Origin of the sequence: Globicatella sp. HMSC072A10, from assembly GCF_001811625.1 — a bacterium.
Taxonomy (GTDB): domain Bacteria; phylum Bacillota; class Bacilli; order Lactobacillales; family Aerococcaceae; genus Globicatella; species Globicatella sanguinis.
Window position 1 is genome coordinate 1 of record NZ_KV805614.1, and the last position, 23763, is coordinate 23763.

Consider the following 23763-nt stretch of genomic DNA (forward strand, 5'->3'; position numbering starts at 1 on the left):
TCTTGTGGGGACCCACAAAAAGTTGTAGAGCCCAAATAAATTTCTGTTCATCCACACCATAAAGTATCGAACTATAAAAAGCTTTATCATCGTCCTATTTTACTAAAAATTTTTAACAGTCTTATCACTTTTTTTGATGATTATACATTATTTAATAATGATATTATGGAGTTATCACTTCTTCCAATATTATCACTTCCGATAGTATTAAATAGCCTACTTTTTCATTTAATTGTTGTTGTTGATAAAGCTGATGGCCAGCTTTATCATAAACCGTAACTTGTCGACCATCCGCATTGTTTTTGACCTTAACTTGTCCGATATTAAAGTCAAACTGGGTATAAGGCGCTGGTTGAATGTTCAGTTGTCCTTGAAAATTACGTCTCTTGTTAGATTGTTGCTCCCACCCTAGTTCACTCAAAGAATGCAATAGATCTTGCACTTGATTTTGAATCGGTGCGTCATCAAATGATTGGGGTAATTTATTAGATAACACCACCCCTTCTACTAATAATTCATCTAATCCCCCATCATTTTCTATCTTTTGCATAGCTTGTTCTTCAATATAGATTTGATGAGAAATAATATGGATTTGTGGTAGGTCTTGTTCTTCAACTTGAATCATTGTCAATTGTGAATGAAAGTTGGCTTCATCCATAACGATCCCGTGTCTAGGTAATAAATAAGTGGTTTGATGTTCGATTACTTCGTTTAACCGCTGAATTAATTGTTGAATACCCTCCTTTTCTTCCAGTAAAGTATTACTAATTGTCAACATACTTTGTCCTTGATAGTAACGTGCAATATCTCGGTAACGCATTAATTGAATCTGGTTATAGTTCAATAGACTAATATAGGTTAAGTGAGATAAAAACATAAAGACTATCACAATGGGCAACGCCAATGCTTTATTATTCTTCATATTTTACTATTCCGAAAAATTTTTGTTGATTTTGATAGGTGACCATCACTTCAATCCAACTTCCTTTTTGATTTAGTTCCCATGATTGTACTTGATAAGCATAGGGATGATGTCCTGGCTTTTTATAAATTTTATTGTTTTCTAATACAACCTGATAATAGCCAGCCCCATCTTTCATCTTAATCGTATTATGCTTCACCTCTTCCACTTGGTATTGTCGCAACTCTGCTTCCAATAATGATAAAAACTGGTGTCCATCGGCCGATAATTCTTGTGATTGAGCGAAACGAACCCTTTGATAACTGTTCATAATTTGATAGATACCATGCATCATTAGACTGATCACCATCAAACTAATTAATGCTTCAATCATAACCATTCCTCGATTATTGTAAATTGAGCAATTGGACTTCATATTGATTGCCTCCATCAAATACAATTTGATAAAACCCATTATTAGCTTGCCATGTGACTCCTTCTTCATATAAAAGAGTGTAAGCCTCTATGCGCGTATCTAAATCCAACGATGGTTGTTGTTGCGACATTTGGATTAAATCATCAAATAGTTGCCATTGGTTAGCAACTAACTTTAACTCTTCTAGTCGTTGTAATTCTCTATGATAAGCCGGCAAATACAACATCAACATTAAACTAAAGATAATAAAAGCAACCATACTTTCAACTAAGGCGAACCCCTGATTATTCTGGTTGTACCACAAATTTACCACTTCCTAATTGAAAGACAATTTTAACACGGGGACCTTCGTCATTATATAATGTAACCGTTCGAAATTGATTTACCCGACCATTTGCTAAATAATCAAAAATAAAAGTTTGATTAAAATACAAAGTTTCAGGTAGTTGCAGGTTGCGATCATTAAAGCGTACCTCTTGTCGAGATTGATCAAAAGTTACCGTATAACGTTTATTATGAAATAAGGCTTTTTGTTGAGTATAATTCAGTTGTGCTACTAATTGATCTACAAACAAACGATTTTCAATTTGATTAGCTATTTGACGATGAGGGATTTTTATAATGAGTAAAATTAGAAAACTTATTATTATTAAATGAATCAACATTTCAACTAAAGTAAATCCTCTATTATTGTCCACTATTACTAATAATTGGCACACTGATTATTGCGTCTGGACTTAGACCCAATAAACGTTCTGCTTCATCGGCTTGTTTTTGCGTCAGATACCCTTCACTAACCAATCGTGTCAAAGTAGCATCATCACTCTTTTCAACTAACTGATAAGTATTCACTTGTGTCTCCACAATTTCAGCAATATTTTCAGTTGCTTGGGTCTCAATCCTCTCTTTTTGTCCGGAAACATTTGGAATAATAATCGCCATCAATAATCCAACGATAATTAAGACAATTAACATTTCCAAAAGCGTAAAAGCCTTGCGATTGCTTAAATGTTTTGTAATTTTTCTTTTCATTTTTCCACCTCTTTCTTTTATAAACCTTCCATCGTTAAGATTGGTAACATCATCATCAAATACATTCCCATTACTAATAACGCAATCAAAATAAATAGAATAGGTTGCAAATAATTAATTTTTTTAGCGACATCTTCCATTAATTCGGTCACTAATTTATTTGAAAATAATAGACACTTCGTAGACAGTTGACTGGTCAATTCACCTTGATACACAATCATCCCTAATTCCGGTTGAAATAGTCTTAAATCGTCTAGGCTATCACTTAGCGCTTCTCCCTTCTTTAAATTTTCTGTTAAATAAGCCGCCACTTCTGTTAAAAAAGGATCAATCGGATATTGTACAATAAAATCAAAAGTCTGCTGTAAAGAAAAACCGCCTTCTAAAAAATAACCTAAATTTTGAGCTACTTTATATGTACAATAATATCGAATCCATTTATTTAACAGAGGAATTTTTAGTAATAGCTTATAACGATGCATCGCACTTTTTCGGAGTAAATAAACATCAATAAAAAAATATCCCAAAATACTAATAGCAAATAGACTGATTAATATTTGAGGTAAATAAGAAAAGAATAAAACTAATAAACGAATAAGTGGCGTGGTTTGATAAACTTCAACTGAAATAAAACTAAGAATATGGGGAAGTAGAAATATTCTCATGCCTAATAATAACGAAATTAAAAAGACAAACATCACGATCGGGTAAGTCAATGTCTTTACTATTTTTTGACGATAATCAGCTTGAAGTTTTAAAGACTCCGAACATTTTTGTAAAGCCGGATAAAAACGTCCCTGTTTTTGTCCATAAAAAATTTGCGCGACAATATCCAAAGAAAATCCAATTTGTCTCAGTCCTCTTTCTAGACCTACACCTTGTTCTAGTGATTGCACTATAATTTTAATCAGCTCTCGATATTGAGGCATCAGTAATTCCATAAAGACTAGCGCTTGATTTAACGAAAATCCTTCTGTTAATAATTCAAATAAATTTTGTAAAAAGAGTGCCTGGTCCTTGGTTTTCACTTTTTTAGGTAAAGGACGTTTAAACCACTTCAAACTGATGGTAGCTTTTACTGGTGATGTATCCATATGACCATGCCTTTCTTAAATAATCATTAATCTCCGGAAACCTCGCCTCCCCTTGTGATAAAACCTCTTGCAAAGTTGAACCAGCTAACACCTCAAAAATAGCGGCTCTCCCTCCTAATTTGGGCTTAAGGACAGATGTACAAGGTACCAATCGTTGGGAAATAACCCCGATTAAAGTTTGACGAATTTGTTCATTACTGACTGATAATTCTTGTAATCGACCAATCACGCCTAAAGTATTTTTTGCGTGTATCGTCGCAATCATTAAGTGGCCCGTTAATGCTCCTCTAATTACCATTCTGGCGGTTATCTCATCACGAATTTCACCAATTAACAAAACATCAGGATGATGACGTAAAGAAGCTTTAATTAAGACATCATAATCTATATCCGCTCTTAAATTGACTTCTGTTTGTAAAAAGGTCTCTTCGATAATCTCGACAGGGTCCTCCATGGTAATCACTTGCAGTGGCTCTTCTTTCATTCGCTCACGTAATAATTGATAAATAGTCGTAGTTTTTCCTGAACCGACAGGCCCAGAAAATAATAATAATCCACTTTTTCTTCTCACTAATTGTCTTAGGTGTGCTAGTTCATTCGGAAAATAAGTCATCAGTGCTTGTTGATGATGGGTTACTTGTCGAATCAAACGAATCACCAGTGATTCCCATAAGTTCACATTGGTGATGGTCGATAAACGCAACTCTACTGCACCACCTGCTACTTGATAATGAATCGAACCAGACTGTGGCTTACGCTTCTCACCTACATCCAAATTAGCTAAAAATTTAAAATAACTAATTAATTTACGGCCCCAAGCTTCACTTTCATCTCTTTGAAAGACCATTTCACCATTTACTCTAAAATAAATGGCATACACTTGATGTCTTGGCAATATATGAATGTCGGATGTATTTTCAGTTAATGCTTCTTCAATCATTATTTTCGCTTGTTGTTCAATCATTTCTTACCACCTCTTTGACCGGTCATCATTAAATACGCAAAATATTATCAAACACTTTTTAAGTAAGCCTTTTATTAAATTAAAGTTTCTATACTTAATCCACTTAGTATGATAAAATATTGATAGCATAGCCCGTTTAAACAGTTTTTATCCATTAATTACGTGTTCTTATGCAATCAATTCGCAATAAAATTTCATTACAATACACGTTTTGAAAACTTTTAAACCCAGTAATAAAAAATAAAAGGAGATTCATATGATTTTTAAAGCAACATACCAAGAAACTAAAAACCAAGTTCCATTAAGAGAAAACACTAAATCACTTTATATCGAAGCGGATAATATTGTGGAAGCTCGCGCTAAATTTGATGAGAATACACCATACAATATTGAATATTTACAGGAGTTATCAGAAGCTCATTTAGAATATGAGCGCGAACATAATCCTGATTTCAAAATAATGGAGTTTTAGAATGTCTACGACACTAAAAAATAACGAAACAGGCATCTTTGCTCTAGGTGGATTAGGCGAAGTTGGAAAAAATATGTATGGTGTCCAATTTCAAGATGAGATTATCCTACTAGACTGCGGTGTGATGTTTCCGGAAGATGAATTATTGGGAATTGATTATGTCATTCCTGATTTTCAATATATTTTACAAAATAAACATAAAGTATCGGCATTAATTATTTCCCATGGTCACGAAGACCATATCGGAGGCGTTCCTTATTTATTACAACAAATAAATGTTCCTATTTATGCAGGAAAATTAGCCAGTGCTTTAATCCGTAACAAATTACAAGAACGTGGTTTGTTGAAAGATGCGAATATCACTGAAATTGACGAAAATACGGTTTTACGGTTTAGAAAAACAACCGTTAGTTTTTACCTGACAACACATAGTATTCCCGAAGCATATGGTGTAGTAGTTAAGACCCCTCCTGGCAATATTGTCTTTACAGGGGATTATAAATTTGACTTTACTCCTGTTGGTAAACCTGCAGATTTGCATCGAATGGCTCGTATCGGTGAAGAAGGGGTTTTAGTGTTATTAGGAGATTCCACTAATGCAGAAATCCCAACTTTCACGAAGTCAGAAAAAATTGTGGGTCAATCGATTAAAAATATTATCCAAGGTGTGCAAGGACGGGTCATCTTCGCAACTTTTGCTTCAAACGTTTCACGTCTTCAACAAGTTGTCGAAGTTGCCAAAGAAACTAATCGTAAAATCGCAGTCTTTGGACGTAGTATGGAATCGGCGATTAAAACGGGGCGCGAATTAGGCTATATCGAAACGGATGGCCAAGATCTTTTCGTTGATGCTCGTAACATTGATTCTGTAGACGGTAATAGACTTATTATTTTATGTACCGGATCTCAAGGTGAGCCGATGGCCGCTTTAAGTCGTATCGCTAATGGTACACACCGACAAATTTCGATTCAACCGGAAGATACGGTAATTTTCTCTAGTTCACCTATTCCAGGCAATACTATCAGTGTCAATCGTGTCATTAACCGTTTAACTGAATTAGGTGCCAATGTGATTCATGGTAAAATTAATAATATTCATACCTCAGGACATGGTGGTCAACAAGAACAACTGTTAATGTTACGTCTAATGAAACCTAAATATTTTATGCCGGTCCATGGTGAATATCGCATGCAAAGTATCCAAGCAGAATTAGCACAAGAAACCGGTATTCCCAAAGAAAACTGTTTTATTTTAGCCAATGGTGATATGCTAGCAGTTACCCAAAATAGTGCTCGTGTGGCGGGTAATTTCCAAGCACAAGATGTTTACGTTGATGGTAGTGGTATTGGTGATATCGGAAGTATCGTCTTGCGTGATCGTCGTACTTTATCCGAAGATGGTTTAATCATCGTCACCGCAACAATCGACTATCAAAACCATGCGTTAATTAGTGGTCCTGATATTATGTCTCGTGGCTTTATTTATATGCGTGAATCCATTGATTTAATCAATGAAATGCAAAATCAATTGCGTTCAGCCATCAACCGTGGATTAAATGAAAATGGTGCTGTGGTAACTGAAAAAATGATTCGCGATGTGATTTTTGATACAATTTATCCACTCATTCATGAAAAGACTGAACGTAAACCAATGGTCTTACCAATCTTATTAGATATTAATAAAGGTGTCCGTAAACGGGTAACCCCTAATAATCAATCACAAAATTAATCCGTTTAGCTAGTCTTTTTGAATGATACTTAATAAACTATCCCCCTTAAAGTAGATACCAAATATTGATACTACTTTTAAGGGGTTTTTATATGCAGATGGGCGATAACAAACACTCTCAATGTCTGATATAAGTAATTTTATCTCTAATAAAAAAACGTAGAATCAGATTAGATAATGTAAATTTTTCATACCGCCTAACTGTATTGTCGATTGTTAGGAATATAAAGAAGCGGGCAAAAATCGCCCGCTTCATATTACTATTACTCACTATTTTACTTTTTTAAAGACCATTGTTGACTTACAAAATCTCCAGAATGTAAAATTTCACTTTCATCCCTTAAACGTGGCATCGGCAAACCATTAGGTCCGTCAAAATCTGTTACAACTTCTGCTGATTCAAATTTGAAATCAGTTACTTGATTTTGATGATGTTCTATAATAACAGATGGTTGACGGAAATCACTACGTCCTAATTGTCCTACGACGAAGCGCTGGGTATCAGGCGAATAAGTACGGTCATCACTATAGGGACCACCCGAAAATGCATGGTTTTTTTCAATTAAGGGATTTGATTGACGATACTCGTCAATCGCACCCCCAAGATGTTTCACCGTCACATAACCATGATGTACGCCAAGTATTAATGAAAACTGACTAGCAGTAATATTAAATAATTGATCATGTACTTTAATTAATGGTTTAACCTCATTTCACAAATAAATTAAACTTAAATTCAAAATCATCATCTAAGCGATAATGCTCGAATAATTCTGGTCCACAGGCATTCGTCCCAATACCAGATTGTTGTGGATCTAGTTGGAGATAAGTCATATCCTCCAATACTAATTTATCACGATGCATCACTTCTGTTAATTGTTTAATTGAATAATGAGAAGCATTAAAATGCATGCCTTTCACAGAATGAACTGTCAATGATTGTTGACCATTCGTTAGCACGAGTTGGTTAATACTTCGATTACCATTTTCTTGTGGTGTAACATAAGGTTCATACATCTCTATTACCGTCGCCGTAAAGTTCCCCTTATAGGATGCATGGTATTTGTCACGATAGTTTTCTTCCGGTCCATAACCATGATAATTGACGTTTTCGAAGCTTGCTAGTAACGGCAAGGTCATACCAAAGCGAGGTAAAAATGGAATCACTGGATTTTTAGCCACTTTTCCTGCCACTTCAATCAAACCATTGCCAAAGATAGTATACTCAAGGGTCATCTCCAAGAAGTTTTGTCTTGCGACAGCATGCATGACCGCATCAAAGGACACTTTTACATGATCATCTGCTTTTGTAATATGCGTCTCATGTACTCTTGTTTGATGACGATCAAAATTGGCTTGTAGCCATTCGCGCTTAATGTTACGATCATTATCAGTCGGTGCACGCCAGATAGTCCACTCTCCCGGTTGGTTTAAAAGTGTTTGTTTATTCACTTTTAATTGCTCAATCGCTGCATTTGCTTTACTTAATACGACCTCACCAAAAGCAGTTGTAATGGCCACGGTTGCATTCGACTCCTCATAAGTAATATTGGTAGATGATTCTGATAATTCTAAAGTTAATTCAAATTCATTGACTTCAACCCAATCAAAACCAACAAAATTATCCGATAAATCGTGATAAACAAAACGGATAATGCTAATTGTGGTTAAATCAGTCAATGTGTCCTTTAAATCAACTGTCAAACTGGCTTGTGGTGCAATATCTAACCTTGGTAATTCGTGAGTTGCCACTACTGCTCCTGTTAAATCCGCTACTTCTAAAGTCACTTTAAAACGGTTTTTTGCATTAACAAAATCGAGACGATTTTTAAACGTAAACTGCTTAGCATTTAAATCAAGGTCTTCTAACAAGAAAGGTTTAAATAAGTTTTGGTGTTCTTTTACCAGGACATGTGGTGTTCGATCCGGATACATTAAACCGTCCATACAGAAATTACCTGCATGCGGATATTCACCAAAATCGCCACCATAACGATAGACCGGTGTTTTATCAGGTTCAAAACGATTCAGATTGACCGCATGGTCAGCCCATTCCCAAACATAAAGACCGACAAATTCTGGGTATTGGTAGAACAATTCATAATATTCCGTCAAATCCCCCGAACTATTCCCCATAGCATGGGCGTATTCACATAACATAAACGCTTTTTCAATATTTTCAATGTCTAAATAATATTCTTTAATTTCCGTAGGTGAAGCATACATACGACTCCAACTATCAAAATATTGAGTATCATATTCTTTACTGCGGTCATAGTACCAATACGCTTCGTAATGCAATGGACGAGAAGGATCTAACTGACGTGCATGTTTTAACATCGCTTCAATATTAGGCCCATAACCGGTTTCATTACCCGCTGACCACATTACAATGGAACTATTATTAAAGAATGGGATAATCGAAGCATCCATCCGGTCGACAAAAGCTTTTTCAAAGGCTGGGTCTTCTGGTAAAACATTGTAATTATCATTACCACCCATTCCATATAGGTCTACCACCCCATGACCTTCTAAGTCCGCTTCACTCATAACATATAACCCAATTACGTCTGTCAATTCATAAAATTGACCATTTTTTGGATAATGGGCTGTTCTTAAAGCGTTAAATCCATATTGTTTAATTAACGTTAAATCTTTCCATTGATCATCTAGTGTCACGGTCGCTCCAGTATTTGCATTCGTATCATGATGATTAACCCCTATTAATTTTACCGAACGATTATTCACATAGAATTGATTATTTTTCATTTCTACTAAGCGAATTCCTACTAATTGTTGAATATGTTCACTGCCTACAGTTAACAATAAGCGGTATAATTGAGGTTCTTCGGCATTCCATAAAACTGGATTCATCACTTCAATCGTAAAATCATTGTCTGATGTCGTCCCCTCATGGATCACCTCATTATTCGGTGCTAATAATTGGTACTTAACGTCTAAATTTTCGCATGTTTTGTTAAGCTCAACGGATAAAGTAGCTAATGATAAATCATCATTGAAACTTTGACGAACAAAGAAACTTTCTACTCGGTCAACCTCACGCTCTAAGACATACACATCACGGAAAATGCCACTATAACGGAATTTATCTTGATCCTCAAGATACGTCGCATCCGACCATTTTAACACCAACACATGCAATGTATTCTCGCCATCTTGAAGAAATTGCGTAATGTCAAATTCTGAACTGGCATGAGAAATTTGGCTATAACCTACAAATTGATGATTGACCCAAACATAATAAGCAGAATCGACCCCTTCAAAGGTTAAATGATATTCTTTTTGTTCTTTTTTATTGATTTTAAAATGACGACGATATAAACCAGCCGGATTTTCAAATGGGACATAAGGCGGATCAAACGGAATCGGATATTCAGTATTGGTATACATTATTTGGTCATAGCCATATAATTGCCAACAACTTGGCACAGGAATTTGGTCATAACTTAACTCAGTATCGTCTTCCCAATATGCTTTCTCAATTCGATTGACACTCGTAAAGTATTTAAAATCCCAATCGCCATTTAAATTATGGAAGTACTCACTTTTCGTACGCTCGGTTAAGGTTTCAAACAAGTCATCCGTATGAAATGGGACATAATAATTTTTCCTAGGCAAAGTATTTACATGAAACACCTCTAAATTTTCAAAATAATTAGGTAATAACACTTTTTCTTCATCCTTTCTTATTTAACAGCACCTAACATACCCGCTACAAAATATTTCTGTAATACAAAGAAGATAATTAATGTCGGGATGGTGGCGATTAAAATCGCAATCATCATTAAGCCATAATCCGGTGCATAACTTGATCCTAAATTTGATAATAGTAACGGTACCGTACGCATTTCATTAGTTTGTAAAGTAACTAATGGCCATAAGTAATTATTCCAAGCATTCATGAATGTAATAATTGCTGCTGCTGCGTAGGTATTTTTCATCGTCGGCATGTAAATTCTAAAGAATAAACCAATTTCAGATAGCCCGTCAATCCGCCCAGCTTCTAACAATTCTTGTTGGAACATTTTAGTATTTTGACGGAAATAAAAGATTAAGAACGCCGTTGCAATATAAGGTAAATAAGCTGATGCATAAGTATTGAAGCCAATCATAGGATTAATGGTTGATAAACGGCCAAAGAATTTAAATAATGGAATCATTAAAGCGGCAAATGGAATCATCATTGACATCAAAATAATATTAAAGACAATATCCGTCCATTTTGAACGGTAGACTTCAAACGCATACCCGGCAATCGAACTGATTATTAATGCTAAAACAGTTTGTGAGACAGCAATAATGGCAGAATTTTTTAAAGCCGTAACCATATCTGTTTGCTCAAACAAGTTTTTCAAATTGTTTAATAATTCTTTTCCTGGCAATAAAGAGCCGCTCGTTACATCAACACTGGCATTCGTCGCTGAAATAATCATGAAATAAAACGGAAAGACAAATACAATTGACATCATCAATAAAAAGATGTATATAAAAATTTTATTTTTATTTTTCATCGCGATTACCTACTTTCATTTGAATAATAGAGAATATAATGACTAAAATAACGATCGCATAAGAAACAGCAGCGGCATAGCCAAAGTCTGGTGTATACTTAAACGAAAGATTATAGATATATTGTGAGATGGTCATCGTTGCATTCCCCGGTCCTCCTTGAGTAATGTTCATTGGTTCGTCGAATAATTGCAAGGTACCGATCGTTGAGGTAATCGATGTAAATAAAATAACTGGTTTTAATAATGGCAACGTAATTTTAAAGAACTTATCAATAGGTGACGCACCATCTACATCCGCCGCTTCATAAATTTGGTCATCAATATTCTGTAAAGCGGAAAGGAAGAAAATCATATTATAACCTGTCCAACGCCAAGTAATAGCGATAACAATGACCACTTTTGCCCAAAATGGATGTGATAACCACATGATTGGCTTATCCAAAACATTGATTGCCATTAGTATTTGGTTTAAAACACCATTATTTGCGAAAATATATTTAAAAATTAAAGAATAAGCAACTAATGAAGTGACAGACGGTAAGAACACAATCGTTCTAAAAATCCCTTTGAACTTCAACGTTTTATTATTTAATAAAACCGAGAAGAAAATAGCTAAAACAACCATAATCGGCACTTGGAAAATCAAGAATATTAAGGTGTTTTTTAAAGATTGAATAAAGACTGGATCAGATAATAAACGCTTATAGTTAGTTAATCCTACAAAAGATAAATTCGCACCTTTTCCAGACTGTAATGACATGATAAAGGCTGATAGCATTGGATAAAAATAGAATAAAATGATTAAGGCCACTGGCACAGCAATAAAAGCCCAACCTAATAATTTTCGTCTTTGAAAGACATTCATAATTCTCACTCCTATTTATAAAGGCTGTAGAAGATTGTCATTCTACAGCCCTTAATTTATTTTTTACACTGATATTAGTTATTTAATTGGTTTTCTGCTTGGGCTTGAGCATCTTGGAAGATTTGATCAATGTCGCCACCAGCTAAATACTGTTGTAAAGATGCCTTCAAAATATCTTCAATTGCATAAGTATGAATACCATAGTTTAATGAAGGAATTTCAGCAGACCATTCGGCAAAATCTTTATAAACTTTTTGTCCACCAAAAAATTCAACTTCAGTATCATAGGCATCTGATTCTAGTGCAGGTAAATACGTACCTAAAGCACCCATTTCCGTAATCAAATCACCATAAAATTCAACATTAGAACCAAATGTTTTAGCTAAGAAATCAGCTGCAGCTTCTGAACCTTCCTTATTAATCACATAGAATGAAGAACCACCTAAATTAGAAGAATGAGTTGCGCCTTCCACTTCTTGTTTAGGCCAAGGTACCACCGCCCACTTACCAGCTTGGTCTGCTGCTTGAACAACTGATGGTGTAATCCAGTTTCCTTGCGGAACAGTCCAAACGACACCTGTGTTGAACGCTTCTAACATTTGAGCCCAGTCACTATGAACGTTCACTAAATCTTTTTCATACATTGATTTGAAAGTAGCAAATGCTTCTTTTAAAGCAGCATTGTCAGCAATATTTGGTGTGACACCATCTTCTGTGGTATACCAAGAACCAGAACCATTAATCATCGCACGAAATAATCCAAGATCATTTAAATCCATTGATAAAGTTTTTAAACCAGTAGTTTCTTGTACTTTTAAGCCAATTTCTTCTAATTCAGTCCAAGTAATGTCTTGTAAATCTTCTACTTTGTAGCCTGCTTCTTCTAAAATATCCGTACGTATATATAATCCTGTAACCCCAGTATCAAAAGGTACTGAATAAAAATTCTCTTCAACTGTACTTGCTTCAATTTTATATGGTGCAAAATCATCTGAATTAATATAATCATTTAAAGGAATAAAAGTATCTGGATAGGCTGTTAAGAAACTTTGTGCACGATAGTCCTCAATCAATACAATGTTTGGTAAACTATCTGTTACTCCGGAACTCATCGCGGTATTTAATTTTTGAATTATGTCAGCTTGCGCATTTTCTTCAATGTTCACATTTACATCGGGATTTTCCTTTGCATAATATTCTTTGGCAATATTCAAGGCCTTAATATTAAAGTTTGGATCCCATGCCCATACATTGATTTCTTCTTGAGCTGAAGCACTTGGAACACCCGCTACTAAAGCTGAACCTAAAGTGCCGACTGCTAATAAACCGCTAAACTTTTTCATCCATTTTTTCATTCTTTTTTCCTCCTAATTTTTTAAACAAACCTGTAAACGTTTCCTACACTTTAAATTATATGGTATAACTGTAGAATAATCTATGTTATAATGAATAAAAATACATGGACGAATGTTTCCATCATTCGGAGGGTGCAATGAGAAATCTATGGGTTTACTTTAATAATTCGGAATCCGACTTAAATATTGATGAGTGCGGTATCCAAACTTATGACGAATTTGAAATTTATCAATACAAAGTATATCAAAATTTTGTACTACATTTAGTAGTGGATGGTGAAGGTTTTTTTGAGATTAATGGGCAAAAGTACCCCCTTAACAAGGGGGGAGGGCTATATTATTCGCAATTCCGACGATGTTCTCTATTATCCTAAAGCCAATAATCCATGGACTACCTATTGGATTGGCCTAAAAGGTGACAAATTGGAAGAATACCTTAATGGCACTTTGTTAAAGAATAAACATTTAATAAAGTTCCATCCTAATGGCAAAACTCAAGAGGTAATTAAAAATATCTGTGAAACAACCCAATTGAATGAATCAAATTTACCTAATGAATTTTGGTACAAGAGTCAACTATATTTACTGTTCAATTATATCAAAAAAGAATTTTCAGTGAAAAACAATACAAATTCACTAACCTCCAAAGAACTAGCTGAAGTTGCATATCATTATATCTATACTAATTATATGAATGAAATTAGTATCGAAGAAGTTGCTGAATACCTAGCGGTCAGTCGTAGTTATCTGTATAAATTATTTAAGAAAAAATACGATTTTTCGCCACAACAATTTTTGCTCGACCGACGATTAACAGTCGCAGCTTCAATGCTATTAACTACTGATGATACTATTAGCACTATTAGCCAAAAAGTGGGATTTCGTGATCCACTCTATTTTTCTAAAAGCTTTTCTAATTATTATGATTTAAGTCCGAGCAAATTTCGTCAGCAACACGATTATGATTCTTATCTAGAATCTTGGGAGAAATTTAGGGATTAAGTCTTAATTTTCCGGATCACAACAAAATCGCCGACTGGTTTTAGAACCGTCGACGATTTTTTTATTCTTCATACCAACTTTTTTCTGGCAATTCCAATTCTAATCTTTCTAATAACCACATTTCTAACAAGTCCATCCATTTAGCTACATTTAAATTTATTTTAGACTTTGCATCTGAAGATACTTGAGTCGCAACACTTAATCCATGCAGACCAGTTTCAAAAATATGACAAGCAAACGGAATTTCTGCGGCTGCTAAGGCATTCGCCATCAATGTAGTTTGTTCAATCGGTACTTGTTGATCACCAAAGGTCGACCATAAAAACATTGGTGGAGTATCCTTACTTACCTGACGCGCTGGACTTGCTAATAATAAAGTTTCATCACTCGGGGTGCTGGTGCCAAATAATACTGTGCTTGATTTACTAAAGAAAGCTTTTACTTCAGGTCGCTTTTTATCCAAATAATCTCTCATTGCAAAATAATCTGAAATTGGGTAACCCGCAATCACCAAAGCAGGTCGCAGTGCTTCTCCAAAATTATCAAAAGCTTCTTGAATTAAATCATGATTCCAGTGAACACCATAAGATAATACATTATGACCACCAGCAGAAAAACCACATATTCCAATTCGGTCAACATCAACCAACCAATCTTCGGAATGTTCACGAATTAATAGCATCGCTTTCGCAATATCATGCATTGGTTTTGGAAATTGAGTCCGTTCTTTTGGCTCTAATGTTTCACTTTGATGAACAATCATATAATCATCGTCTGGTTCTAAATAAATATTGTATCTAAGAACAAAAGCATGGTAGCCCATACTATTAAATTTTAATGCAATGGGTTCACCTTCACGATCGGAACAATTAAAATATCCTCCACCTGGACATACGATAATAGCTGGTCTTTTCTTTCCATTTAATAATTCTGTTGAATCATCTAATAGATAAGTTGTTAAAGTAGCATGAACATCGTTTTCAACTAAATTAATTCTTTTCACTAACAATTAAATCCCCTCCTAATTCTTGAGGTGTATGTTCTTTTTTAAAACGATAATATTTCAACATCATCGGTGTTAATGCCCCTATCCAAGCTAAGGGGTTTGCAATAGTGGCACCAATAAAGCCAAAATATTTTGATAAAATAACGGCAGCAAACATTCGCATAAATAATTCGATAATGCCGGCGATGGTCGGCGTCCTAGTCTCACCCACACCTTGCAGGGTATAACGGTAAATAAACAACATGGCTAAGAAGAAGTAAATAGAAGAATTCGTTAAAAAGAACCATTTTGAAAGTGCAAGTACTTCTGTCTGACCTTTCCCTATAAATATTTCAATTAAATGATGACTAAATAAATTAATTAAAATACCTACAATAATACTATAAGTAACTGAAATTTTAACCGTATCACGAACCCCAATCCAAATTCTCTCAAATTTTTTAGCACCGTAATTTTGTGCGGCATAAGTTGCCATCGCCACCCCAAAGGACATCATCGGCATCGTAGCTACTTGATCGATTTTATTTGATGTGGTATAAGCAGCTACTGCGGTTGATCCTAATCGGTTTAAGGCGATTTGAATGGTAATGGCACCAATCGCAATAATCGACATTTGGAATCCCATTGGAAAGCCGATTCCTAAATGATGTTGCACTTCTTCTTTCGTTGTTTTAAAAGAGTCTCTATTAAGATGTAACATTGGTAAATTACGCCATATATAAATCGAACAGGCGATCGCTGAAAAACATTGGGAAATAACCGTTGCAAGTGCTGCTCCATCAACCCTCATCTTTAACTTCACGATAAAGAACAAATCTAAAGCAATATTGATACAACTAGCAATGATTAAAAAGACCAATGGTGTTCTAGAATCCCCAATGGCTCGTAAAATGTTAGATAGTAAATTATATAACATGGTCGCTAAGATTCCACTACAAATAATAAAAATATATTTAGCAGCATGCTCGATAATTTCGGGCGGTGTCTGCATTGCTTCTAATAACTTTCGACTTAACATCATACTGGTAATAGATAAGACACTACCGATGCCAAAGGTTATCAACAAAGAGACACCAAATGATTTATGTAACTGATGATATTCTTTAGCTCCATATTTTTGTGATAACGGAATTGCTAAGCCGGACGTTAAGCCATGAGCAAACCCTAAAATTAAAAACATAATACTCCCAGTAGAACCTACTGCAGCTAAAGCTTCCACCCCTATTGTACGGCCCACAATAAAGGTATCTGCCATATTGTAAATCTGTTGAAAAATATTCCCAATAAAAAGCGGAATCGCAAAAAGCAAAATCAGTTTTATTGGATTACCTTTGGTCATATCGTGTGCCATACATTTCACTCCCAAAAATTTAAATCAATAGATTAAAAGTGAGATAACATCATTATCAAATGCTATCTCACCTTAATTAATAAATTCTTTTATTAAACAGTCAAAAACCAGCTAACTTAAGATATCATCCACAGTCACAAATTGATACTTTTTCTCGATTAAATTTGTTAAGATTTCAGGTAATGCTATTACTGTTTGTTCAAAACAATGCAACAACAATATGTCGTTATTGGTAACATTTTTTTGAATATTTTGGATTATTTCTAGTGCCTCAATTTTTGACCAATCCTTTGAATCTGCTGTCCACAAGACAATCTTTTTATCAATGATTTTTTCAACTTCTTCATTAATATACCCATATGGTGGTCTCAACAAATGTGGGATATTATCGGTATAGCGTTTAATGACTTCATCAGCTTTTTCAACTTCTACTCTCACTTCATCGGCTGTTAATTTTGTTAGGTCCGGATGAGTGAAAGTATGGTTGCCAAGATGATGTCCTTCTTCAACCATCCGTTTCATAACTGCTTGATGTTGAGCTTCCAATTCTGCCCAAACAAAGAAGGTTGCCTTAACCTCGAACTGATTTAAAATATCTAAAATGTCATTAGTGTATTCATTAGGTCCATCATCGAATGTAATGGCTAATTTCTTCATCTAAACTCACCTCATTAAAATCATCGATTGATTTGATGTGTGATATTACTTACTTTTAAGTAACCCTCTGATGGTTTATCTTCAGATATAGCAAATACTCCTAAAGTACATCCCACAAATCCGCCTGCTACTTCTGTACTTAAATAGTGGGCATCCACTTTATCCGCTACTACTAATTCATCACCATCAAATAAGACTTTACCTGTTAATTGTTGTCCGTCCCCTTCAAAGATTAAGGTCATTGATGAGGATGACACCGTTTGTTGACCTAAAATTGTCGTTTCACCATCTAATACTGATTCCATTAAAACCTGATAATCGGTTTGATTTTTCTCAACTCTTAATTGAATGTAATAAAGATTATTTTGTAACAACACAATCCCACCAGTCGAATTAGCTTCTAATCTGGCATCGATTTCGACAGCGAAGCGATAATACATTGATTTCTGTCTTAAACCAAGATAGGTTGGGCTATCGATATCCTGTAAGCTTACTCGGCTAGGTATTAAACTTACCGAATGGTCCGTTTCATTCCAACGATAGTTCTCTTCAATAGGGTTTCTTAAATATAAGAAAGCTGGATTGTCTTTAGCAATGGCAAATTGACTTACTTTCTCAGTTGGCACCAATGGTAATAAATGAGGGGCTTCGGTTAATAAACGCCCTTCGCCAGGATTCACCACCGGCCATCCATCTTCCCATTTCACTTCTGCTAAAAATGTTTCTCTTCCTAAATTACTATACCCATCAAAAATACGACTTGCTAAGCATGTCATATACCACTGGCCATCCGGTGTCTCAACAAGGTCGCCATGTCCCACATTACAAACTGGGAAATCTTTACCTAAATGGCGATGAGTTAAAATCGGATTATTTTTATTGCCAATGTATGGGCCATCCACTTTTTCTGAACGAGCAATGGTAATGGCATGATTAAAACTCGTTCCACCCTCAGCAATCATTAAGTAATAATAACCATCTTTTTTATAGAGATGCGGTCCTTCTGGCCAAATTGCGTCTCGCAACGCTCCTTTCCATAAGGCTGTACTCACACCTACTAATTGATGCGTTTCTAAGTCTAATTCTTGTAACCAAACTTCCCAATCTCCATTGTAGGTGACCCCTTTGGGATTAGGTCTGGTACCAACGTAATAACATTTGCCATCTTCATCAAAGAATAAACTAGGATCAATGCCTGGTGCATTTTCTAAATAGTGTGGCTCTGACCAAGGCCCCGCTGGGTCTGTCGCCGTTACATAAAAGTTGCCTCCATTAGTAACATTGGTAGTGGTCATATAAAATATCCCATCATGATAGCGAATGCTTGGTGCAAAAATCCCTTGAGAATGTTCCGCATTTTGTAATGGTAATTGTTCGGGTCTATCTAAAATATTGCCAATCTGAGTCCAATTAACCAAATCTTTACTATGATAAATAGGAACGCCAGGAAAATAAGCAAAGGTTGACGTAACTAAATAATAATCATCCCCTACCGCACAAACAGATGGATCAGGAGAAAAACCTTCTAAAATTGGATTCTTGTATAAATTCATTATTCGCCTACTTTCTCGAATGCTCGGTAACGACCGCTTAATGCCATAAATGAGAATGCATATAAGAAGTTATCATAATATCTTCTCTCACCTTTACGGATAGGTGTCGCCCAGAATCGTTTGACAAATTCTTTCGCATTATCTGTTTCTTTATTAGCCAACGAAGCTGCAGCTAAAGTTGCTAATAACCCTACTGGGTGTAAGATTTCCTTATCGGTTGGCTCACCCTCAATGGTTAACTCATATTGATAACCTGGATTGTTTTCGTCGATAAAGAATTGTTGTAATGTTTTAAGTCTTTCCTGTAAAACAGGAATTTTTTCATTCCATTCCATATCAATCGCTACGTTCATGGCCGTACGATAGGCATCACTATAAAAATGTGGATGTTCACTATCATATTTCGGTGCCCCATCGTATAAACTATATTCAGGATTTAAGCCAGTTTCTGGATGGAAAGCAGTCGGTAAATATTCACGGCTCGCTTGTGCAGCCTCTTTAAAAAATGCGCGATCTTCCTCGTAAGCATGAATCGCAAAATAATCATAAAAATGTGGCACATGATAGGATGGATCAGTAAAATCGCAATTCGGAACAAACTTAATTAACTTAGTTTCAGGATCAAACATTGGATCGCCTTCGAATTTACTACCTTTATGGACCATGTATTTCAGTAATTCTTGCGCTTCATGTAAATAATTATAGATTCCTTCGCCATCACCCCAGCGATTAGACGCAAAAATTAAATCAATTGCAAAGAACTCTTCTCCATCTGGAGCAGGTCCATATGAGTTTTTCTCACCTGAAGGGTCAACCGACCAAGCAAAATAATGTGCGTTTTCGCCAGTATCCATATACATGTATTTTTTAGTCCAGGCCCATAATTTATCAAAGTAATCTTTTTTATCATATTGAACGGCTAATAACATCGCATAGGACATTCCTTCAGTTCTGACATCGATATTCCCTGTATCAACGACATAACCTAAACCTTCGTCGTTTTCAAAATATACTTTGTCTGGTCCTTCAAAAATTTCATACCAAATATTATCAAGTCTTTCTTGAATTTCTTTTTCATCGTATCCATACTCTTGGAACAAATTTGTATATTTCTTCATCGCTTTCTCCTTGTTATTTTAATAATAATTCTTCAGATAATGGTGTTGGTTGATTTAGTTCAGCTAGACGGTCACATGGGAATCCGGTCGAAATGGTCAATAAGACTTTTTCACCATCTAAAATGCGTTCACCCGCATCATCCACCACTGTTAAATTCGAAACTGGCACGTCAAGCTTCACGGTTTCTATAGCACCTTTCGCTAAAGCAATACGCTTAAATCCAACTAATTTACCATTTAATGTTTCATGTTTTGAATCTGTCTTAGCATAAACTTGAATCACTTCTTCAATATCAAAGTCGCCCGTATTCTCAACGGTTACCTCAACGTTATAGCATTCATTTGCTTTATTCACCACTAAATCCTTAAGTTCCACTTTAGAATAATGTAAGCCATAGCCAAATGGATATAATGGTGTTTCTTCTAAGTAACGGTAAGTTCTATTTTTCATACCGTAATCTGAGAAATCAGGTAAGTTTTCTGCCGTTCGATAGAAGGTTAAAGGTAATTTTCCACTTGGACTAATCTCTCCAAAAATCATTTCAGCTAGAGCCGTTCCACCATGACTACCTGGATACCAAGTGTGAACAATCGCTTTAAGATTAGGGTGTTCTTCCAACCCATTTAATGAAATCGCAGAACCAGCTGATACCGCCAGTATTACCGGTTTACCAATGGCTAATACTTTTTCTAATAGACGACGTTGTACTTCTGGTAAGAAGAGATCATACTTATCTCCCGAACCGTATACATTACCAGAATCCCCTTGTTCCCCCTCAATAGTTGGATCTAATCCTAGACATAGAACCACCACATCCGAATGTTTCGCCGCAATTATCGCTTCCGATTCTCTTTCGAATGGACGAGACAAAGTAGACTCTGCATGTTCTTTAAATAAATGACCACCCGGAGCATAAAACACCCTGGCATCGTCGCCTAAATAATTTTGCAAACCATCAACAAAGGTCGTATTTCTTTCCGCAATACCAAAATAGTTTCCTTGTAAGACTTCAACGCTGCGAGCATTAGGTCCAATCACTGCTACCGCTTGAATATCCACTTTATTAAGTGGTAAGAAATCTTTGTTTTCTAATAGAACCATTGATTTACGTGCTGCTTCTAGAGAAACCTTTTGATGATCCTTACTTGCATTCACTTCATATGGTATTTGATCCAATTCGTTATCATCTGCAAACATTCCTAGTCGAACACGTGTGGTATATAATTCAATAACCGAATTAGTAATTTCTTCTTCCGTAACCAGTCCACGTCCATGCGCTTCATACAAGGCATCAGAAATATTACCGGCACATAAGTTACAACCAATTTGCATTGCTAATGCCATTGTTTCCGCTGCATTATTAGTATAATGATGGTTTAAATGTACGTCTTCTAACGCAGCATAATCAGATACGACATGTCCTTGGAAATTCCATTTTCCTCTTAATATTTCTTGCATTAATTCCGGATGCACACAAGCTGGAATGCCATTGACTGCATTATATGCACCCATAAAGCTTTCAACATCGGCTTCTTTAACAGCAGCTTCAAATGCTGGTAAATATGTTTCATACATATCTTTTTTAGATACAACTGCATCAAAAGAATGGCGGTCGGCTTCAGGACCACTGTGTACCGCGAAATGCTTCGCACAAGCGGCTAATTTCATATAAGGTCCATCACCTTGTAACCCTTTAATAAACGCAACACCCATGCGTGCAGTTAAATAAGGATCTTCACCATAGGTTTCTTGTCCTCTCCCCCAACGTGGATCACGGAAAATATTTATATTTGGGGACCAAAAAGTTAACCCTTTATAAATATCGTTGTCCTTTTCACCATGATATTGATTATATTTCGCACGTCCTTCAGTAGAAATAATATCCGCTACTTTTTCCATAAATGCTTCATCAAATATCGCCGCTAGGCCAATTGCTTGAGGAAATACCGTCGCAACCCCTGCTCGAGCGACACCATGTAGGGCTTCATTCCAATAGTTATAATCTGGAATTCCTAAACGTTCAATAGCTGGAGCTCTAAAATTAATTTGATCGATTTTTTCTTCCAATGTCATCTTTGCAACAATTTCTTTTGCCTGTACTCTTGCTTCCTTATGTGTTAACAAAGTTTAGTCACCTCTTGAATACATATTTTTAACTATTATTTGCTAATCTAAATTGAGCGAAAATACCCTCAATCATCTCTATCCCCTTCGAAATCATAAAGGGTGGTAAAATCATTCCTAAAATTGGGACTAACCAAATGCATACAGCAACTAACGCTGATCCTATCAGAAGTTTGATCGCTGTAACGATATTTAATAATAGAATGATCGTGGAATTTTTAAAGACTGTTTTAAAATTATCGGTGAATCTTGCAATATAACATAACATCAATAGAACTACCGGTGTTGCGAGAATAATCATTAAAATATGAAAAATCTGTAAGGCATCTTTTAATAAAGCATAACTGTCAATTAAAGACTGTCGATTTAATACAAAGGCTAAAATCAATAACAAATAGCCTAACCAAACGATGGTACTTTGTTTAAAACTATTAAGAAACGCTTTTACATATATGTGAATAAATTTTGGCTTTTCTTGAATTTTATACTCATAAATTGTCTTATACAAAGCAGAAATTGAAACGCCCACCGTCAATAACGGGATTGAAGTAAATAAAAACAGAATACCCATCAAAGCATAGTCGGCTAATTTATTTATTCCGTCTATCCGTTCTTGGCGCTCCTGAGCTCTTTTACTCTTGTGTTCCATTTTTATCACCCCTTTTTAGTATTATCCTTTAACCCCACCAATAGTTAATCCTGAAACAAAATATTTTTGTAAGAATGGATATAAACAAACAATTGGAAATGCCGTCACAATGGTAGTCGCAGCACGAACAGAAGCCGGTGTAACCATGGTTGAGTTACCAGCTTCAGCAGCATTACGCATACTATCCGCATTAGCACCCTGACTCATAACTGATGATAAGAGTTTCATTAACTCATACTGTAAGGTACTCAAATTGTCGTTAAAACCATTAAATAACATCGCATCGAACCAAGAGTTCCATTGCCAAACCGCAATAAATAAGGCAACCGTCGCAAGAACTGGTTTACATAATGGTAAAATAATACTCCAGAAAATACGGAGATGTCCTGCCCCATCCATTTTGGCACTTTCAACGAAACTATCTGGTAAACCGTTAATATAAGTACGAATTACTAAAAAGTTAAACGCACTAATAATACCAGGAATTACATATACCCAGAAGGTATTTAATAAACCTAATTTTTGAGTCCAAATATATCCCGGTATCATACCAGCATTTAAATACATTGTTAAAATAACCAATAAGGTAATGGGTACTCTAAAGATAAATTCTTTTCGACTCAAAATATATGCTAATAAAGCTGTTAAGAATGTTTGTGTCAGTGTTGCAATAACCGTTCTCGCTACTGAAATAAATGCAGCATTCATCAATGTTGGTCTTCTGAACACAGCTCTAAAATTATCTAATGTAAATTGTCTTGGTAATAAATAAATTCCGCCTCGCAATGTATCCATACCGTCGTTTAAAGCAACTGCCACAGTATTTAATATTGGATATAAAGTGGCTGCTATGAAAAACACTAAAAAAACCCACTTAAAAATATCAAATATTAAATCTGAAATAGAAATTTTTTTCATATAA

The 23763-nt window shown here is 35.3% G+C and carries 24 protein-coding genes; 4 read left to right on the forward strand and 20 right to left on the reverse strand.

What is annotated here, in order from left to right:
- Positions 1 to 163: 163 nt before the first annotated feature.
- Genes HMPREF2811_RS00170 through comGA form a run of 7 tightly spaced genes read right to left on the reverse strand, consistent with a single transcriptional unit; the run spans position 164 to position 4427 of the window.
- Entirely contained in the window at positions 164 to 922 is a 759-nt protein-coding gene (locus HMPREF2811_RS00170; protein ID WP_071407590.1) for a hypothetical protein, read from the reverse strand.
- Positions 912 to 1337, reverse strand: a complete 426-nt coding sequence (locus HMPREF2811_RS00175; RefSeq protein WP_071407591.1) for a competence type IV pilus minor pilin ComGF — start codon at positions 1335 to 1337, stop codon at positions 912 to 914. Before HMPREF2811_RS00175 ends, HMPREF2811_RS00170 begins: the two co-directional genes overlap by 11 nt.
- Positions 1309 to 1641 (reverse strand): type II secretion system protein, encoded by a 333-nt coding sequence (locus HMPREF2811_RS00180; protein WP_071407592.1) that lies wholly within the window; start codon positions 1639 to 1641, stop codon positions 1309 to 1311. Before HMPREF2811_RS00180 ends, HMPREF2811_RS00175 begins: the two co-directional genes overlap by 29 nt.
- A complete protein-coding gene (comGD, locus tag HMPREF2811_RS00185; protein ID WP_141749216.1) occupies positions 1622 to 2056 on the reverse strand; it encodes a competence type IV pilus minor pilin ComGD in 435 nt (144 codons plus the stop codon). The genes HMPREF2811_RS00180 and comGD overlap by 20 nt, the downstream gene beginning before the upstream one ends.
- On the reverse strand, positions 2025 to 2369 hold the full coding sequence (gene comGC / locus HMPREF2811_RS00190) for a competence type IV pilus major pilin ComGC (RefSeq protein WP_071407594.1): 345 nt from the start codon (positions 2367 to 2369) through the stop codon (positions 2025 to 2027). The genes comGD and comGC overlap by 32 nt, the downstream gene beginning before the upstream one ends.
- A 17-nt stretch (positions 2370 to 2386) precedes the next feature.
- On the reverse strand, positions 2387 to 3463 hold the full coding sequence (comGB, locus tag HMPREF2811_RS00195) for a competence type IV pilus assembly protein ComGB (RefSeq protein ID WP_071407595.1): 1077 nt from the start codon (positions 3461 to 3463) through the stop codon (positions 2387 to 2389).
- Entirely contained in the window at positions 3417 to 4427 is a 1011-nt protein-coding gene (gene comGA / locus HMPREF2811_RS00200) for a competence type IV pilus ATPase ComGA (protein WP_071407596.1), read from the reverse strand. Before comGA ends, comGB begins: the two co-directional genes overlap by 47 nt.
- Positions 4428 to 4683: 256 nt before the next feature.
- Between comGA and HMPREF2811_RS00205 the strand changes: the two genes are divergently transcribed.
- Together HMPREF2811_RS00205 and rnjA are read left to right on the forward strand one after the other, a co-directional pair.
- Positions 4684 to 4899, forward strand: coding sequence for a DNA-directed RNA polymerase subunit epsilon (locus tag HMPREF2811_RS00205; protein ID WP_066125911.1), 216 nt, complete (start codon positions 4684 to 4686; stop codon positions 4897 to 4899).
- A 1-nt stretch (position 4900) separates the two neighbouring features.
- Entirely contained in the window at positions 4901 to 6628 is a 1728-nt protein-coding gene (rnjA, locus tag HMPREF2811_RS00210; RefSeq protein WP_071407597.1) for a ribonuclease J1, read from the forward strand.
- A gap of 275 nt (positions 6629 to 6903) precedes the next feature.
- Here the strand turns inward: rnjA and HMPREF2811_RS00215 are convergent, their stop codons facing one another.
- The 5 genes from HMPREF2811_RS00215 to HMPREF2811_RS00235 all read right to left on the reverse strand — a co-directional run bounded on the left by HMPREF2811_RS00215 (position 6904) and on the right by HMPREF2811_RS00235 (position 13380).
- Positions 6904 to 7242, reverse strand: coding sequence for a glycoside hydrolase family 36 N-terminal domain-containing protein (locus HMPREF2811_RS00215; RefSeq protein ID WP_168164917.1), 339 nt, complete (start codon positions 7240 to 7242; stop codon positions 6904 to 6906).
- A 94-nt stretch (positions 7243 to 7336) separates the two neighbouring features.
- Positions 7337 to 10318: a glycoside hydrolase family 2 gene (locus tag HMPREF2811_RS00220; RefSeq protein ID WP_071407599.1), complete on the reverse strand. Its 2982-nt coding sequence runs from the start codon at positions 10316 to 10318 to the stop codon at positions 7337 to 7339.
- Positions 10319 to 10335: 17 nt separating this feature from the next.
- On the reverse strand, positions 10336 to 11160 hold the full coding sequence (locus HMPREF2811_RS00225) for a carbohydrate ABC transporter permease (RefSeq protein WP_066124292.1): 825 nt from the start codon (positions 11158 to 11160) through the stop codon (positions 10336 to 10338).
- The gene (locus HMPREF2811_RS00230; protein WP_071407600.1) at positions 11150 to 12025 is read right to left on the reverse strand and encodes a carbohydrate ABC transporter permease; all 876 of its coding nucleotides are present in this window, start codon (positions 12023 to 12025) and stop codon (positions 11150 to 11152) included. Before HMPREF2811_RS00230 ends, HMPREF2811_RS00225 begins: the two co-directional genes overlap by 11 nt.
- 74 nt (positions 12026 to 12099) lie before the next feature.
- Positions 12100 to 13380, reverse strand: a complete 1281-nt coding sequence (locus tag HMPREF2811_RS00235; RefSeq protein ID WP_066124289.1) for an ABC transporter substrate-binding protein — start codon at positions 13378 to 13380, stop codon at positions 12100 to 12102.
- A 137-nt stretch (positions 13381 to 13517) separates the two neighbouring features.
- On the opposite strand from HMPREF2811_RS00235, the gene HMPREF2811_RS11870 reads away from it, so the two are divergent.
- Positions 13518 to 13754: an AraC family ligand binding domain-containing protein gene (locus HMPREF2811_RS11870; RefSeq protein WP_168164918.1), complete on the forward strand. Its 237-nt coding sequence runs from the start codon at positions 13518 to 13520 to the stop codon at positions 13752 to 13754.
- Positions 13678 to 14382 carry an AraC family transcriptional regulator gene (locus HMPREF2811_RS11810; protein WP_210386524.1) on the forward strand — a complete coding sequence of 235 codons (705 nt, stop codon included), beginning with the start codon at positions 13678 to 13680 and terminating at the stop codon, positions 14380 to 14382. The genes HMPREF2811_RS11870 and HMPREF2811_RS11810 overlap by 77 nt, the downstream gene beginning before the upstream one ends.
- 61 nt (positions 14383 to 14443) lie before the next feature.
- Here HMPREF2811_RS11810 and HMPREF2811_RS00245 read toward each other — a convergent pair whose 3' ends face one another.
- From HMPREF2811_RS00245 to HMPREF2811_RS00280, 8 genes are all read right to left on the reverse strand, one after another.
- Positions 14444 to 15385, reverse strand: coding sequence for an alpha/beta hydrolase (locus HMPREF2811_RS00245; protein WP_245631244.1), 942 nt, complete (start codon positions 15383 to 15385; stop codon positions 14444 to 14446).
- Positions 15372 to 16739, reverse strand: a complete 1368-nt coding sequence (locus HMPREF2811_RS00250) for an MATE family efflux transporter (protein WP_066124283.1) — start codon at positions 16737 to 16739, stop codon at positions 15372 to 15374. Before HMPREF2811_RS00250 ends, HMPREF2811_RS00245 begins: the two co-directional genes overlap by 14 nt.
- 111 nt (positions 16740 to 16850) lie before the next feature.
- Positions 16851 to 17396, reverse strand: coding sequence for a polysaccharide deacetylase family protein (locus HMPREF2811_RS00255; protein WP_066124281.1), 546 nt, complete (start codon positions 17394 to 17396; stop codon positions 16851 to 16853).
- A gap of 20 nt (positions 17397 to 17416) precedes the next feature.
- Complete coding sequence (locus HMPREF2811_RS00260; protein WP_066124279.1) at positions 17417 to 18949, reverse strand: glycoside hydrolase family 43 protein; 1533 nt, start codon at positions 18947 to 18949, stop codon at positions 17417 to 17419.
- Positions 18949 to 20067, reverse strand: coding sequence for a family 8 glycosyl hydrolase (locus HMPREF2811_RS00265; protein ID WP_066124277.1), 1119 nt, complete (start codon positions 20065 to 20067; stop codon positions 18949 to 18951). Before HMPREF2811_RS00265 ends, HMPREF2811_RS00260 begins: the two co-directional genes overlap by 1 nt.
- 13 nt (positions 20068 to 20080) lie before the next feature.
- Positions 20081 to 22192, reverse strand: a complete 2112-nt coding sequence (locus HMPREF2811_RS00270; RefSeq protein ID WP_066124274.1) for a glycoside hydrolase family 3 C-terminal domain-containing protein — start codon at positions 22190 to 22192, stop codon at positions 20081 to 20083.
- A gap of 28 nt (positions 22193 to 22220) precedes the next feature.
- Positions 22221 to 22841, reverse strand: coding sequence for a DUF624 domain-containing protein (locus HMPREF2811_RS00275; RefSeq protein ID WP_066124272.1), 621 nt, complete (start codon positions 22839 to 22841; stop codon positions 22221 to 22223).
- A gap of 21 nt (positions 22842 to 22862) precedes the next feature.
- Positions 22863 to 23759, reverse strand: a complete 897-nt coding sequence (locus HMPREF2811_RS00280) for a carbohydrate ABC transporter permease (protein WP_066124270.1) — start codon at positions 23757 to 23759, stop codon at positions 22863 to 22865.
- Positions 23760 to 23763 lie beyond the last annotated feature (4 nt).